Source organism: Haloferax gibbonsii, assembly GCF_001190965.1.
Classification (GTDB): domain Archaea; phylum Halobacteriota; class Halobacteria; order Halobacteriales; family Haloferacaceae; genus Haloferax; species Haloferax gibbonsii.
In genome coordinates this window covers 281,822-296,675 of record NZ_CP011949.1, presented here as the reverse complement: position 1 = coordinate 296,675, position 14,854 = coordinate 281,822, and the positions used below count along the sequence as shown (strand labels likewise).

9 protein-coding genes are annotated in these 14,854 nt (G+C 65.7%); 7 read left to right on the top strand and 2 right to left on the bottom strand.

Annotation, left to right across the window (positions count from 1 at the left end; genetic code table 11):
- Nucleotides 1-103: 103 nt before the first annotated feature.
- Nucleotides 104-1,354 carry a tyrosine-type recombinase/integrase gene (locus ABY42_RS18280; protein ID WP_050460395.1) on the top strand — a complete coding sequence of 417 codons (1,251 nt, stop codon included), beginning with the start codon at nucleotides 104-106 and terminating at the stop codon, nucleotides 1,352-1,354.
- A gap of 591 nt (nucleotides 1,355-1,945) precedes the next feature.
- On the opposite strand, the gene ABY42_RS18275 is transcribed toward ABY42_RS18280, so the two are convergent.
- Both ABY42_RS18275 and ABY42_RS18270 read right to left on the bottom strand, forming a co-directional pair.
- On the bottom strand, nucleotides 1,946-2,410 hold the full coding sequence (locus tag ABY42_RS18275; protein ID WP_004977961.1) for a DUF1269 domain-containing protein: 465 nt from the start codon (nucleotides 2,408-2,410) through the stop codon (nucleotides 1,946-1,948).
- Between the two features lie 224 nt (nucleotides 2,411-2,634).
- Nucleotides 2,635-3,891, bottom strand: coding sequence for an AI-2E family transporter (locus tag ABY42_RS18270; RefSeq protein WP_050460394.1), 1,257 nt, complete (start codon nucleotides 3,889-3,891; stop codon nucleotides 2,635-2,637).
- A gap of 288 nt (nucleotides 3,892-4,179) precedes the next feature.
- Between ABY42_RS18270 and ABY42_RS18265 the strand changes: the two genes are divergently transcribed.
- From ABY42_RS18265 to ABY42_RS18240, 6 genes are all read left to right on the top strand, one after another.
- Nucleotides 4,180-4,683: a hypothetical protein gene (locus ABY42_RS18265; RefSeq protein WP_050460393.1), complete on the top strand. Its 504-nt coding sequence runs from the start codon at nucleotides 4,180-4,182 to the stop codon at nucleotides 4,681-4,683.
- Nucleotides 4,684-4,737: 54 nt separating this feature from the next.
- A complete protein-coding gene (locus ABY42_RS18260) occupies nucleotides 4,738-6,108 on the top strand; it encodes a TIGR00341 family protein (protein WP_050460392.1) in 1,371 nt (456 codons plus the stop codon).
- 69 nt (nucleotides 6,109-6,177) lie between these two features.
- The gene (locus ABY42_RS18255; RefSeq protein ID WP_050460391.1) at nucleotides 6,178-7,506 is read left to right on the top strand and encodes a metallophosphoesterase; all 1,329 of its coding nucleotides are present in this window, start codon (nucleotides 6,178-6,180) and stop codon (nucleotides 7,504-7,506) included.
- A gap of 72 nt (nucleotides 7,507-7,578) precedes the next feature.
- Nucleotides 7,579-8,418 (top strand): ion transporter, encoded by an 840-nt coding sequence (locus ABY42_RS18250; protein WP_050460424.1) that lies wholly within the window; start codon nucleotides 7,579-7,581, stop codon nucleotides 8,416-8,418.
- A 77-nt stretch (nucleotides 8,419-8,495) separates the two neighbouring features.
- Nucleotides 8,496-10,166 (top strand): MFS transporter, encoded by a 1,671-nt coding sequence (locus ABY42_RS18245; protein ID WP_050460390.1) that lies wholly within the window; start codon nucleotides 8,496-8,498, stop codon nucleotides 10,164-10,166.
- 453 nt (nucleotides 10,167-10,619) lie between these two features.
- Entirely contained in the window at nucleotides 10,620-14,777 is a 4,158-nt protein-coding gene (locus ABY42_RS18240; RefSeq protein WP_050460389.1) for a PKD domain-containing protein, read from the top strand.
- Nucleotides 14,778-14,854: the final 77 nt, after the last annotated feature.

Below are 14,854 nucleotides of genomic sequence, written 5' to 3'. Positions count from 1 at the left end.
TCCCAGCGAGAGAAAGTGTTAATCCGTCCGCGGCACGCCCTGCATGCAGAACGATGGCGCACGGAACGCGACGCGGCGGCCGGTTCGCGCGGGGTGAGCCGCGGTGAACTGGTCGCGGAAGTCGCTCGACGAACTCGAAGCGTTCTACTGGGAGACGATGGCACCCGCGATGGACCGCGACGGGATGGACCCGACGCGGGACGTGCCGACCTACTCGTGGCTGACCGAACGCGGCTGGTCGGGCATCGCCTACGCGCTCCGCGAGAAACACGACCTCACGCCGCGGGAGTTCTTCGTCGGCGTCGTCGGCCTCGGCGACGAGGCGACCGACGAAGGCTACGACTGGGGTATCGACGACGACCGCACCGTCGAGGCGTTCGAGACGTACCTCGACATGCTCGAATCGCGGCGCGGCCTCGCGGACTCGACGCTACCGACCCGCCGGACTCACCTCGCGCGGTTCGCCCGGGTCTACCGCGACCGACACGGTTCGGCCGACCTGCTCTCACGACTGGACGACCGCGACGCCGAGCCCGACGAGATAGACCGCTGTCTCGCGGTCCTCGACGAGTTCGACGCCGAACTCGCCACCGACGGGACGAAGCTCAAGTACCTCCAGACGGTCCGGTCGTTCTACGAGTACCTCGTCGACTTCCGGCGCGCGCGGTACAACCCCGTCGGGAACGCCGCCAAACAGTTCCGCTGGGAACAGGGCCAGCCCGACAACCGCACGATGACCGCGGACCAAGTGAGCGACGTGTACGCCGTCGCCGACGACCTCGAAGACCGCCTGCTCGTCCTCGGACTCGCCGGCTGGGGGCTCCGCCCGAACGAGCTCGCGTCGCTCCGCGCGTCGCAACTCGTCCTCTCCGGCGACGACCCCCACATCGCGTTCGAAGCGCGGAAGAACGGGCCGGGAACCGTCGCGCTCCTCTACGGCGTCGACGCCGTCGCCGCCCGCATCGACGCGCTCGCCGAGGACGACGACTGGAACGGCGCGCTGTTTCCCTCCTCGCGGGCCGCCTCGGGACACATCGCCCGCGAGACGGTCAACCGCCGGTTCAAGCGCCTCGCCGACGAGGCCGGCGTGACCGTCGACGGCGAGGTCCCGACGGCGAAGCTCTGTCGGCGCTTCTGGTACACGGCCTATCAGGCGGCGGTCGACGAGATGCTCGCGCAGTTGGAGGGCGTCGCCGCCGACCAGGGGTCGAAGAGCGCCGACGTCGTCATGTCGAACTACCTCTCCGAGGAGCGCCGGCGGTCGTTCCGCCGGCAGGCGATGCGCGAGACGCTGGCCGGGGTGTTCGAGTCGACGGACGAGTCCGTGTCCGTCGAAGAGCAGATAGCGCAGTAGCTGTCGGTTACGCCGCGGCGCGTGCTCTGCGAGCCGGCGACGATTCGGAGTGAACACCCGTATAAACCACATGTCGCGATACACAACAATCGTGCGATGAGCCGAAGAGAGGAGTAACGTATTTCTGTACAAGAACGGCCCGGTGAGGGTCCAGAACGGCCAAACTGTTCAGCGGCGGACACCCGTTCTAGACGACAACACTTCGCGGCCGGGAGAAGCCGACAGATGACGCGATTATCGGAGGCCCGCGTTCCCCATACTGACGGCCATCTAACGTTTTTGTTACACAGCTACCTTTGTAAAGTATAGTGAGTCTCGTTCCGGGGACCAAGATACTGAAGAGCACCGGAACGTCCGCTTGAGTCGGGGACGCGGACGCCTCTCGCGCGTCTCCGAGAAAACCCGAGCGAAATCGGGCGATTACGAGAGAATCGAGCCAACGGGCGGTTGCGGGGCGACCGCCGCCTGCTTCGACAGTCATGGGCGAAGCGCTCCGCTCCGCGCAGGCGCTCCCACCCGTCGCACGTCGCGCCGTCAATCGAACACGGCGAGGCCACTATCGCGCCCGGTCAGACGGGAACGGGTTGCCATCTATCCCGAAATTTCTTCGGCGGCGAACGCCTCACGGAGCCGGTCTTCGTCCTCGGGCGAGAGGTTCGTCTCGATGATCTCGAACTTGTCGTCGGACAGTTCCGCTCTGATTCGCTCCATCTGTGCGCCGCGGGACAGGAGGAACAGCGCGGAGTCGCCGGGTTCGACCGTGTTGGCGACCTCTTTGATGAACGCGTCGTCGATACCGATATCGGTGAACTTGCCGCTGAGCGCGCCCGTCACCGCCCCGACCGCCATCCCGAGCCAGGGCATCCAGAAGATGACGCCGATGAGGAGGCCCCAGAACGACCCGCCGAGCGCGCCCACGCCGACGAGGCTCTGGGCCTGTTTGACTTTCACCTGACCGTTCTCTTTTCGAACCGCGATAGCGGCGTCTTCTATCGTAATCAGTTCGCGCCGCTGGAGTTGGTACAGCTTCTCCCGCATGTTCTCCGCCCCGTCCATCGTATCGAACGCGAGTACTACTAGTGAACTCATCTATTCAACCCGGCTACACGTAAGCAGGAAAGCATAATAAACTGCATTTATCGGGTCGCTGAGAGTCTCACGGACAGGAATTTGCTGGGAATCGTGAGAACGAAACGGAGTAGAAACCCCCGTGCAGAGAGGGATGGGCCCGCGCCAGCCGCCGTGGACACCAACCCCGTCAACTAGCCGCTCCCCAGTTCTCATTCGTCCACAGTCGGTCCGTCGCTCTCGACGGGGGCCGAAAGCGACTGGGTGCCTTCAGTCATCGAAATATCGGCGTCCCGAATTTTCGAGGGCGGCTTCGACGGTGTCTGCGCGCCCTCGGCTTGTCCGAGGCTGTCGGCGTCCACTCCCGACGGGTCGAGGAGCCAGGGGAAGAGTATCCGACCGAACTCGAACACCGCGACGAACAGGAGCGGTGCCAAGAAGATGCCGTACCAACCGAAGAGAAGCGGTCCGATGGTGTACGCGAGCATCACTGCGCCGACGTGGAGCGTCCGGCCGCTGACGTACGGACGGAGGAGTTGGTCGGGGACGTAGTCCACGATGACGAAGGAGACGGCGAAGAACGCGATGGGAAACCAGACGACGTCCGGGTCGAGCCAGAGTGCCCGTCCGAGGAGGTACGCGCCGACCGGCCACGTGACGAGCTTGATTCCGACGACCGGAATAAGGCTCGCCGCGCCCACGAGGAGGCCGAGGAACGCCGCCTCCGGGATTCGCGTGGCCGCCGGTGCGAAGACGTTGAGCAGGGAGTACGTCGTCGAGGCGAGCACTCCCGTAAGAAGCGCGTTCAGGATGTTTCCGAAGTAGACGTTGTGAAGGTCCCTGTCGACCCGAACGAAGTAGGCGTCGAGGTGGCCGTCCTCCTCAACGAACGTGTTTCGAGCCCACCGAGCGACGCGGTAGTCGTCCCTGAGCAGGTAGAAGACGATGATGAGAACGACGAACGCGTGGATACCCACGTTGACGGCGACACCGACCCAGCCAAGTATCGACCCGACGACGTCCCCGGCGAAGCTTCCGAGGTCGACGTCGGCGAGCCGACTCGGGTCTCTGATGACCGCCTCGGTGAACGCCCCCAGTTGGCTCAGCAGGGACGTGAGGTCGAGGTACGGCTGGACGAACGCCTCGACGTTCCCGAAGACGTCCGATTCGAGCAGGTCGTTCACCGACGTGACGAGGATGGTGAACGTCCAGCCGACAACGAACAGGAGCGGCAGCGCGACCGCGGTGAGCGTGAGAGCGACCGACACTGTGCGCGACTCGAACCGACCGTCGATGCGGCGTAGCACCGGGCGCGTCACGTAGTAGACAAACAGCCCCAAGACCACGCTGCCCACGTACCGCCACGCCACGTAAAGGAGACCGGTCACGGCGACGACGGTGATGAACCAGAGCGCCGCACGCTCGCGGTCGACCGCGGGCCACTCGACAGTCACGCTATCGATGGTCACGTTGATTCGCCCGAGTCGATTCGTATCGGGGGTATCGGACGCCGGTGAACTGGGACTGGATTCTTCGGCCATGGGACAGGTGTGAGACGGCGGTAACGGACGGTTTCGAGGACGCTGCGCGTGTCTCGCCTACGCGTGGGAGGATGCGAGGAGGTCAAATAGCTCTTTCTCGCGCCGTCTCTCGGCGACCTCCACGTCACCGGCGGCTGGCTGCCGCGGTTGAAGCGCCCGAATAGTCGGTCGGGGGCGACCCACGTCGCTATACTCGCCGCCCGCCAATCGTCCGGCATGACCAATCGAGACTCGTTCACGCACGAGGAGTGGCGAACGCTCGCGCAGACGCCGGTCGAGGTGATGTTCGGCGTCGTCGTCGCCTCGAACGGCGGCTTGCGGCGAGAACTCAAGACGATTCGTCGGACCCTCCGACACACCGACGAGTTCGACCCGGAGTCGGAACTCGTCACCTCGCTCGCCGGGTTCGTCCGGGTGAACGCCGACCGGGTCAGACGTGATGCGGAGACGCGCGAGTTCAACCGCGCGGTGACGATAGCACGCGCACACGACTACTGTCGGGAGGCGACGGCAATCGTCCGAGCGCGGGCGACTGCGGCGGAGCGAAACGAGTACGGACAGTTCGTCAGATGGTGCGCCGAACGAGTCGCCGACGCCGGTGTCGAAGGTGGGCTACTCCGACTGGGCGGCCGGCGAGTCAGTCCCGCCGAACGGGCGTTCATCGACGCCATCGGAGAGTCGCTCTCCGTCGACGACGCGTCGCGCGGGACAAGCGAGTGAGCCATCGTATCAAAGCACTCATATTTTTTGTGTCTACGTGACGTTGTAGCCCGTATGCGACTCGTTCAGGTGTTGATACCACGGGGGAGACGAGAGAGCGTCCTTGAGTCGCTCGACGAGCAAGGCATCGACTACGCCGTCTTCGAAGAGGTCGGACGAGGGGGGTTCGAGGCGATGGTGCAGTTTCCGGTCCCGCCCAGCGGCGTCGAGATGGTGATGGAAGAGCTGACGAACGCGGGCGTCCGAGACGACAGCTACACCATCGTCCTCCCCACGGAGACGGTCGTTTCGCAGCGCATCTCGGCCCTGAAAGAGCGCTTTCCCGGTCTCAGAATCTCCCGCGAGGAGCTTCACGCCCGAGCGGAGGACCTCGCGCCGGCGAACTCGACGTTTTTCAGCTTCTTGATACTCAGCACGGTCATCGCCGCGACGGGCCTGCTGCTCGATTCCGCGGCGACGATTATCGGGGCCATGGTCGTCGCGCCGCTCATGGGACCGGCGGTCTCCGCGTCCGTCGGGGCGGTGCTGGCCGACCGACAGATGGCGTCTCGCGGCGTCGTCCTGCAGGTGTTGGGCCTCTTGGCGGCCATCGCGACGGCCGCGGTGTTCGGAGTAGTGCTCCAGGAGACGATACTCATCCCGCCGGGAATCGACATTCAAGCGATTCCACAGGTCGCAGAGCGGACCAGCCCCAACGTCCTGTCGCTCTTTCTGGCGTTGGGGTCGGGAATCGCGGGGGCGATAAGCATCATGCGTGGGTCCGGTTCGACCCTCGTCGGGGTCGCCATCGCCGTCGCGCTCGTCCCGCCGGCGGCGACGTCCGGCTTGGGGCTGGCGTTCGGTCTCCCGGGAGTCGCCGTCGCGGGCGCGGTGCTCGTCGTCATCAACCTCCTCGCAATCAACCTCTCGGCGCTGATTCTGTTCTACCTGTCGGGGTTCAAGCCGTTCGACACCGACCAACGGGAGCGGGTCAAGGCGTCTATCGCCTCCCGAATCGCCGTCATCGGGGTGGCTATCGCAGTCCTCTCGCTCGTCCTCGCCGGCGTGACGTACGCGTCGTTCCAGACCGCCTCGTTCGAGCAACAGACGCAGGTCGAACTCCAGCGACAGTTCGACGAGGCGGACATCGAGGGCGTCGAACTCGTCAGCGTCACGGTGGAGTACGAGCCCGCCGACCTGATTCTCGGGAACCAGCCGCGAGTCGACGTGCTGGTCGGGATTCCGCGCGACTTGCAAGCGCCGCCCGACCTCGCACAGCGGTTCGACGACCGACTGACCGAACAGTTCGACCGGGACGTGGTCGTCAGAGTCGGCTTCGTCGAGGCGCAGGTCTCCGACGACACGGCGACGAGAGCCTCGGTGAGTGGCTCCGCGTTCGACCGTACCGCGCGGTTCGACCGCACCACGCGGGGCCGCCATGCGTGAGCGAGGCGAACCGCGCGGCGTGAGCCGCCGCGGAAGGGTCTCGGCCCGAAACGGTCCGGAGGGCCGACCGTGACCGACTCGTACTACCTCATCAGCGACCTCCACATCGGCGGCGACGAGCAGCTGGGACGCGTCGATTTCCTCGACGAGCTACTGTCGTTCCTCCGGACGCTCGAAGCGAGCGACGAGGACGCCGAGCTAATCATCAACGGCGACGCGTTCGGGCTGTGGGAGTTCACCGACGTCGACGGGCTCGACAAGTTCGACGCGCTCGTCGACCGCTACCCGGAGCTGTTCGAGCAGTTCGAAGCGACCGGCGACCGAATCCCCATCACGCTCATTCCCGGCAACCACGACTACGAACTCGCCGCCTACCCCGAGTACGTCGACCGACTGGCCGAGTTCAACGTCACGCTCCGACAGGAGGTCTCGCTCACCCGAAACGTCGGCGACCACGTCCTCTACGTCGAACACGGGATGCAACGGGACCCGAACAACCAGATTCCCGACTTCGGAAACCCCTACGCGAACCCGCCGGGGTACTTCGTCAACAGACAGCTCACGAGTCGCGCCGGCAGGCTCTCCGAGCGCGGGAAGTTCAACTGGCTCAAGGACATTCAGGCGGTGACGCCGATGACGCAGATTCCGGCGTGGATGCTGTCCAACTACTTCTATCGGGAGATGAGCCCGTGGCTCAGGTACGTCTCGGCCCCGTTTCTCCTCCTGTTCAACGTCGGGTTCCTCTACGTGCTCGCGTTCGCGCTCGACGCGACGGGGCTCTGGTCGCTTCCGATGGACCTCATCGAGCGGTTCCTCGGGCTGTTCGGCCCGGTTGGGCTGCTGGTCGACGTACTGCTGACCGCGAACCTCGCCGTCACGTTACTGCTGATACTCGTCGCGATACCGCTTTTCGTCTTCGCCAGAGACGTCCGAAAGACGCTCAGACGGTTCGGCATCGACCAGCCGGACGAACGGGACTCGGCGGACACCTATCTGGAGGGCGCGAGGGCGCTGTTCGCGTCGGACCCGGCAGTCGCCGTGTTCGTCTACGGGCACACACACCGACCCGCGGTCACCGAAATCGACGGCAGGGTCGTCGTCAACACGGGGACGTGGTTGAAGCGACTGCGACGCGTCGAGTCCGCGTTCGGCGTCCTCCCCCCGGTCTTCTACTCGTGGTACCAACTCAACTACGTGCGCGTGTCCGCGACGGAAGACGGCGGTGTCGCCGTCGACTACGAACTCGTCGCGAAGCAAGCGCCGGACGAGGAGACGTGGTTCCAGCGACTCGTCACGCCCGCACCGAAGCGGGACGACGCGATTCCGCCGCGGACCGTCGTCCGACCGACGGGAGAGCCGAGCGAAGCGGACGCCGAGTCCGACCCGAGCGGACGCTGACGGCTCGACTCGACCCGTCGGGTGAGAGGTAACGACATATTGCTCGGCGAACATAACTGTGGCATGGCACAGATGTCCAGAGACCAAGTGTGGACGGTGGTCGACCCGGAATCGGAAAACCGGTGGGGCGAGCGGTTCAGCCGACTCGTGTTCCTCTTGGCTTCGGCGAACGTCGTCGCCGTCGTTCTGTCGACCGTGGAGTCGCTTTCGGTACGGTTCGGCGTCTACTTCGACGGCCTGCTCGTCGTCTCCATCGCCCTGTTCACGGTCTTGTACGTCGTTCGACTCTGGGCCGCCGGCTCCGACGCCCCCGAGTCTGGTCGGCACAGTCGGGTCGCGTTCGTCCGCGAACCCATCGCGGTCGTCGACTGCTTCGTCATCGTAACGTTCTGGGTCGGACTCCTCTTCGAGATACGGCTGTTCGAGTCGGGACTGTTCCGCGTCTTCTGGCTGGCTCGCGTCCTCAATCTCTCGTGGTTCAGGCGCTCGCGGGGGCGGTTCAAGCGGGTCATCGACGCACAGCGCTCCGACCTCGGCGTCGCGTTCAGCGGAGCCGGAATGCTGGTCCTCGTCTCGTCGACGCTCATGTACTTCGTCGAGGGGAACGTCCAACCGGAGGCGTTCTCGTCGATTCCGGAGACGCTCTGGTGGGGCGTCGTGACGCTCACCACGGTCGGGTACGGTGACGTGGTTCCCGTGACGCCGCTGGGCCGTCTGCTCGGGGCGGTGACCATGCTGGGCGGCGTCGCCTTCTTCGCGCTCCCGTCGAGCATCTTGGCCGCGGGATTTTTCGCAGAGCGAACGGGAGAGCGGATGCAACCGGGCGAACGGACACGACCGGGAGAGGGACCGAGGTTCGAGTGGTGTCCGTACTGTGGCGAGTCGCTCGACGCGGAATCGTCTCACGGCTGAACCGAGCCGGCCGGGAGACCAGCGCCGCTCCGGTCTGTCAGAGAGATTTATTGAGTGAGGCGTGCTATCGAAGGACAATGGACGCAGACGCGAACGCTCACGTTCTCGAAGGAGGAGGAGCGGCGGCGACCGGTTCGGCGGGAGGGTTGGCGTACTGGGGCCCCGCGGTGGCGGTGAGTCTCGCGATGTTCATCGGCGTCATCGATTCGACGCTCATGAACGTCGCGATTCCGTCCATCGTCGCCGACCTCGACACGACCGTCACGGTCGTACAGGGCGCGATTTCGTTCTACGCGATGGTCATGGCGGCGCTGATTCTTCCCGGCGGCAAGCTGTCGTCGATGTACGGGATTCGCCGACTGATGACCGCGACCCTACTCGTGTACGGCGTCGGGACGACGCTGGCGGCGCTGAGTTGGAACGTGGTCGTCCTGTACGTCGGCTGGTCGGTCATCGAGGGGGCCGCCGCGGCCGTGTTGCTCCCGCTGACGTTCACCGTCCTCCTCGTCAGCTACGAGGGCGCGGACCGGGCGAAAGCCCTCGGCATCCTCGCCGGGGTGAACGCGGCCGGGGCCGCGTTCGGGCCGCTTTTGGGCGGCGCGGTCACGACGTTCGCCAGCTGGCGATGGGGGTTCGGCGTCGAGGTACTGATCGTCCTCGTCGCGCTCGCGTTCGTCCGGTATCTCCCCGAGGAGTCCCTGAGCGAGACGCGGACGAAACTGGACGTCGGCGGGACGCTCCTCTCGGTAGTGGGGACGACCGCTCTCGTCGCCGGCGTGCTGCTGGCCGGGCGGTACGGCTGGATATCGGCCCGCCGGCCGTTCGCCGTCGGCGACGTTCGACTGGACCTGTTCGGCGCGTCGCCGACCGTCTGGCTCGTCGGCTTCGGAATCGTCGTGTTCGCGGCCTTCGTCCAGTACGAACGCCGCGTCGAGCGCGAGGGCGGGTCGCCCCTCGTCCCGGTCCGCCTCCTGTCGAACGGCCCGTTCACGGCCGGCATCGCCACGAACGCCGCGCGGTCGCTGGTCCTCGCGGGATTCATCTTCGTCGTTCCGGTCTTCCTCCAGTCCGGGGCCGGCTACACCGCGTTCGAGACCGGGGTGGCGATGCTTCCGTTCTCCGTCGCGACGTTCGTCGCGTCCATCTTCACGACCGGCTGGCGGCGGTTCGTCGCACCGAAACTGCTGATTCAGGGCGGCGTCGTCCTCATGGGACTCGGCGTGCTCGCGCTCGTGTCGCAGACGGCGCTGGACGCGACGGTCGCCCAACTGGCGGTGCCGATGGCGCTCGTCGGACTCGGCCTCGGGCTCGTCATGGCACAGCTCATCGACATGACGCTCTCGTCGGTCGACCAGCGGGACTCGGCGGCGGCGTCCGGCCTCCTGAACGCGACGATGATGCTCGGCTACTCGTTCGGGACCGCTATCGTCGGCACGTACCTGCTCAGGGGGTTTTACGGCGGCGTCGTCGACGGGGTGTTGACCGCCGCGGGCGCGGGCGTGTCGGCGAGCGACCGAGGGGCGCTCGTCATCGCGCTCGAAGACGCCGCGGAGACGGCGACCAAAGAGACCCAGCGGGCGGTCCTCGACGGTCTCGCTCCGGCACAGCGGGAACTGCTGGCCGACGTGTTCGACGCCGCGATAGTGCAGGCACAGCGGGAGACGCTGCTGCTCCTCGCGCTGTTCGTGTTACTCGTGCTCCTCGTTTCGACGCTCCTCCCGGGCGGTGAGACCGACAGCGGACCGTGAGCGCAGCGGCACCGTTCTCCCGAGGAACTGAACGGAATAGACGTCCGCACGGCCCGACTTCAGACGGGGAGCCATCGATGGAACATCCGGCTAGCTAAAATCTTCAATTTGATAATTTTAATTTCAGCAGTAGTGCGTGTTTTCCAAATTACCACCCACTATACAATAGTTTGTATTTCTGGAATGCAAGATAGAAACCCTGTATTGAAGTATTAGAGAAAAAATCTATTTTCGTCACAGATAGTAGTGTCTACTACAGACATTAGTCATAATTTCTCTTGCTCGTCTGCTGTAAGATTTACACCGTATATTCCGTTTTTATACGAAATTATTATATCTTCATCCAGACAGTCTGAATCGCCTAATTATCGGTGGTGAAACCGAATTCGGCAGGGAAATGACATCGAAGGGAACCACAGGGAAGGTTGCGGCGGACAGGGAGGCGAACAGCAGGTGACGCAGAGACCACGGATAACGCGACAGCAGGCCAACACGCTCCTTCTGACGCTCGTGACGGTGATTTCGCTCGTCGCGTGGGTTCCGGTCGGCGCATCGGCGGTCGCGAACGGCGCGGATATCTCGTATACGAACCTCTCGGTGACGCCGACGACGCTCTACGAGGGAAGCGCCGTCACCGTGAACGTCACCGTCGAGAACACCGGCGGGACACAACAGTCGTACAACGCGACGCTCACCGTCGACGGCGACGTCGTGGCGTACCAAACCGGGACGCTCAACGGGGGTGCGACCGAACAGGTCACGTTCACGAAGACGCTCTGGGGGGCGGGCACGTACGACGTCGCCGCCGGGGGACTCGCCGCACAGACCGTGACCGTCGAGGAGGCCAACGCGAAATTCCACGGCGGACCGGGGAACCACGGCTACTACCCGAATCAAGAGGGGCCGCTCACGGAACCAGTCGAAGTGTGGAACATCTCGGACGGAGCCCCGCAGGTGATGCAACCGACCATCGTGGGCGACACGCTCTACACCGCCTTCCACAACGGCGGCAGTCTGTACGCGTTAGACCCCGAGACGGGCGAAGAGAAGTGGAACGCGACGCCCGGCGGCCTTGACGGGTCGACGTGGACCACGCCCGCCTACGCCAACGGCGTCCTCTACATCGGAAGCAACAACCACAAGCTACACGCCATAAACGCGACCGACGGCACCGAAATCTGGAGCTACGAGACGCAGACGAACGTCCGGTCGGCCCCCGCGGTCGTCGACGGCGTCGTCTACTTCGGAAGCAACGACGGGAACCTGACCGCGGTGGACGCCGACACCGGCGAAGAACTCTGGTACTACACGATGTACCAGCCGGTGCTGGTGGAGTCGAACCCCGCGGTCGTCGACGGCGTCGTCTACGTGTCGGGCGACGACGACAACCTGACCGCGCTGAACGCCACCACCGGGGCGCGACTCTGGAACTACACGCTCATCGACGAAAGCCAGTCGGGCCCGACCGTCGCGAACGACACGGTGTTCGTCGGGAGCGATAGCACGGCGGGCGAGACCGGCGGAACCGGGAGAGTGTACGCGATAAACGCGACCGACGGCACCGAGCGCTGGAACTACTCGATGCCGGGGGACGTGGATTCGAGTCAGGTGTACGCCGACGGCGTCGTCTACGCCGGGAGCCGCGGCGGCGAGCTCGTCGCGCTGGACGCCGACGACGGCAGCAGACTCTGGAACGCGACGGGGAGCAGTTTCCGCGGCGCGCCGGTCGTCGCGGGCGACGTGCTCTACATCTCGGATTTCGGTAACGACACCGTCCACGCGTTCAACGCGACCGACGGCACCGAGCGCTGGTGGTACGACTCGCCGGTGAACACCCTCTACCCGACGCCGCTCGCGTGGAACGGCTACCTCTACTACGGCAGCGGCAGCCAGTTCCACGCGCTCGCGGAACCGGCACCGGCCGTCTCGGCGGTCAACGCGACGAATCCCTCGGGACAGAACCTCTCGGTGTCGTTCGACTCGTCGCAGGAGCTGGTGAACATCTCGGTCTCTGTGTCGGGACCGGGTTCGACGACGTTCACCGAGGGCGACTTCGCGGAGTCGGGAACCGGCCCGTACACGTACGCGCTCGCGTCGCCGTACGAGACCGGAACCGACGGCACGTACACCGTCACGGTCCGGACCGCCGAGAACGCCGACGGGAAAGACGGGGCCGGAAACGAGTCCGACAGCGTCACAATCGATACGGCCGCACCCGCCGTCGATGCGGGCGAGGACGCGACCGTCGACGAGGACGTCGCGCTCGACTTCAACGCGACGGCGACCGACGCCGTCGGCGTCACGAGCACGTCGTGGGACTTCGGCGACGGCTCCGCGAACGAGACGGGCGAGAACGCGACCCACACCTTCGCCGACCCCGGAACGTACACGGCGACGTTCACCGCCGCCGACGCCGCGGGGAACGAGGAGACCGACTCGCGGGTCGTCACCGTCAACGACACGACCGCACCCGCCGCCGACGCCGGGGTGAATCGGACGGTCGACGAGGACACCGCCGTCAGTTTCGACGGCTCGGCCTCCACCGACAACGGAGCAATCGCCGCCTACGAGTGGGACTTCGGCGACGGCTCCGCGAACGTCACGGGCGAGGACGTGACCCACGCGTTCGCCGACCCCGGAACGTACACCGTCAGCCTGACCGTGACCGACGGCGGCGACAACGCCGATTCCGACTCGCTCGTCGTGACGGTCAACGACACGACCGCACCCGCCGCCGACGCCGGGGTGAACCAAACGGTCGACGAGGACACCGCAGTCGAGTTCAACGCGAGCGGGTCGGTCGACGCTTCGGCAATCGACTCGTACGAGTGGGAGTTCGGCGACGGCTCCGCGAACGCCACGGGCGAGAACGCGACCCACGCCTTCGCCGACCCCGGGACCTACACCGTCGTCCTGAACGTGACCGACACCGTCGGGAACACCGCGTTCGACACGCTCACCGTGACGGTCGACGACACGACCTCGCCGACGGCCTCCGTCGGAACGAACCAGACGGTCGACGAGGACACCGCCGTCAGTTTCGACGGCTCGGCCTCCACGGATAACGGGGCAATCGCCGCCTACGAGTGGGACTTCGGCGACGGCTCCGCGAACGAGACGGGGGCGACTCCGAACCACACGTTCGCCGACCCCGGAACGTACGACGTGGTGCTGACCGTGACCGACGGCGGCGACAACGCCGATTCCGATTCGCTGGTCGTCACCGTCAACGACACGACCGCACCCGCCGCCGACGCCGGCGACAACAGGTCGGTCACGCGGGGCGACGCGGTCGAGTTCGACGCCAGCGGCTCCGCCGACAACGGAGCAATCGACGCCTACGAGTGGGACTTCGGCGACGGGTCGAGCTCGACGAACGCCTCCGAGACGCACAGCTACGACTCGACCGGGACCTACACCGTCACGCTGACCGTGACCGACGCCGCCGGCAACGTCGGGTCGGACACGGCGACCGTGACCGTGAACGCCGACTCGTCGTCCTCGTCCTCGTCCTCGTCATCGTCGTCGTCTTCGTCCTCGTCATCGTCGTCGACATCGTCCCCCGAGGCGACCGGCGGTGACTCAGAGGTCGTCGTCGACACGAAGGGCGAAGGCACGAGTAAGCGGTCGAACGTGTCGGTCAGAAACGTCGACACGAGCCGCGCCGTCGTCATCGCGCTGGAACCGGTCGCGAACGATACCGAGACCGGGGCGGTCGAGAACGGAACGACCGGGACCGACGCGACCAACGACTCCGCCGAAGCGGCGGACGGGTCGGCCTCGCCCGCCCCGGAGAACATCTCGGTCGCACAGCTCTCGATGAACGTGAACAGCGGCGAGGACTTCACGCTGAACGTCACGACGTACGAGGCGGCCGACGACGAGGCCACGGGCGAGCGCTTCCAGCGCGAGACGGGCGCGACGTCGGCGGGCTACGTCGTGGTCAACCACTCGATACACGACGACGACATCGAGGACGTGACGTTCACCTTCAGCGTGCGAAAGCGCTACTTCGAGACGACGGGCATCAGCCCGGAGTCGGTCGCGCTCTACCGCGACGAGCACACGCAGTGGCGCAAGCTCGACGCAAGCCTCGTCGAGGAGTCCGAGACGCACTACGTCTTCGAGGCGACCTCGCCGGGCCTGTCGCTGTTTACCATCGGCTCGACCGTCCCCGTCTTCGAGACGACCGCCGCCGAAGTCACCGAGACGAGCGTGTCGGTCGGTCAAGCGGTCGAAATCGCGGTCGACGTGTCGAACCTCGGTGGCGCGGGCGGAGTCCACGCGCTCGACTTACTGGCCGACGGCGAGCGCGTCGCCGGCGGGACCGTCGAACTCGGCGCGTTCCAGAACGGGACGGCCACGCTCAGCTACGCCTTCGACGAGCCCGGGACGTACGAACTCGCGGTCGGCGAACAGGTCGTCGGCAGCATCACCGTCGAAGCGCCGCAAGCGGCTCAGACGGCGGCGTCGGTCGACGGGGCGGACCCCGACGCTGACGACAGTTCCGGAGACGGCGACAGCGCAGGGTGGACGATTGCCGTCGTCGTCGCCGTCCTGTTGGCCGCCGGACTGGGCGTCGCCTACCGGCGGCGGGAGCGCGACGAGTAGCCGCAGAGCGGTCCACTCTTTTCGGCGGGTCGTGTACAGAACAATTAGACAATTTACACTATTGGACGTATAGAAAA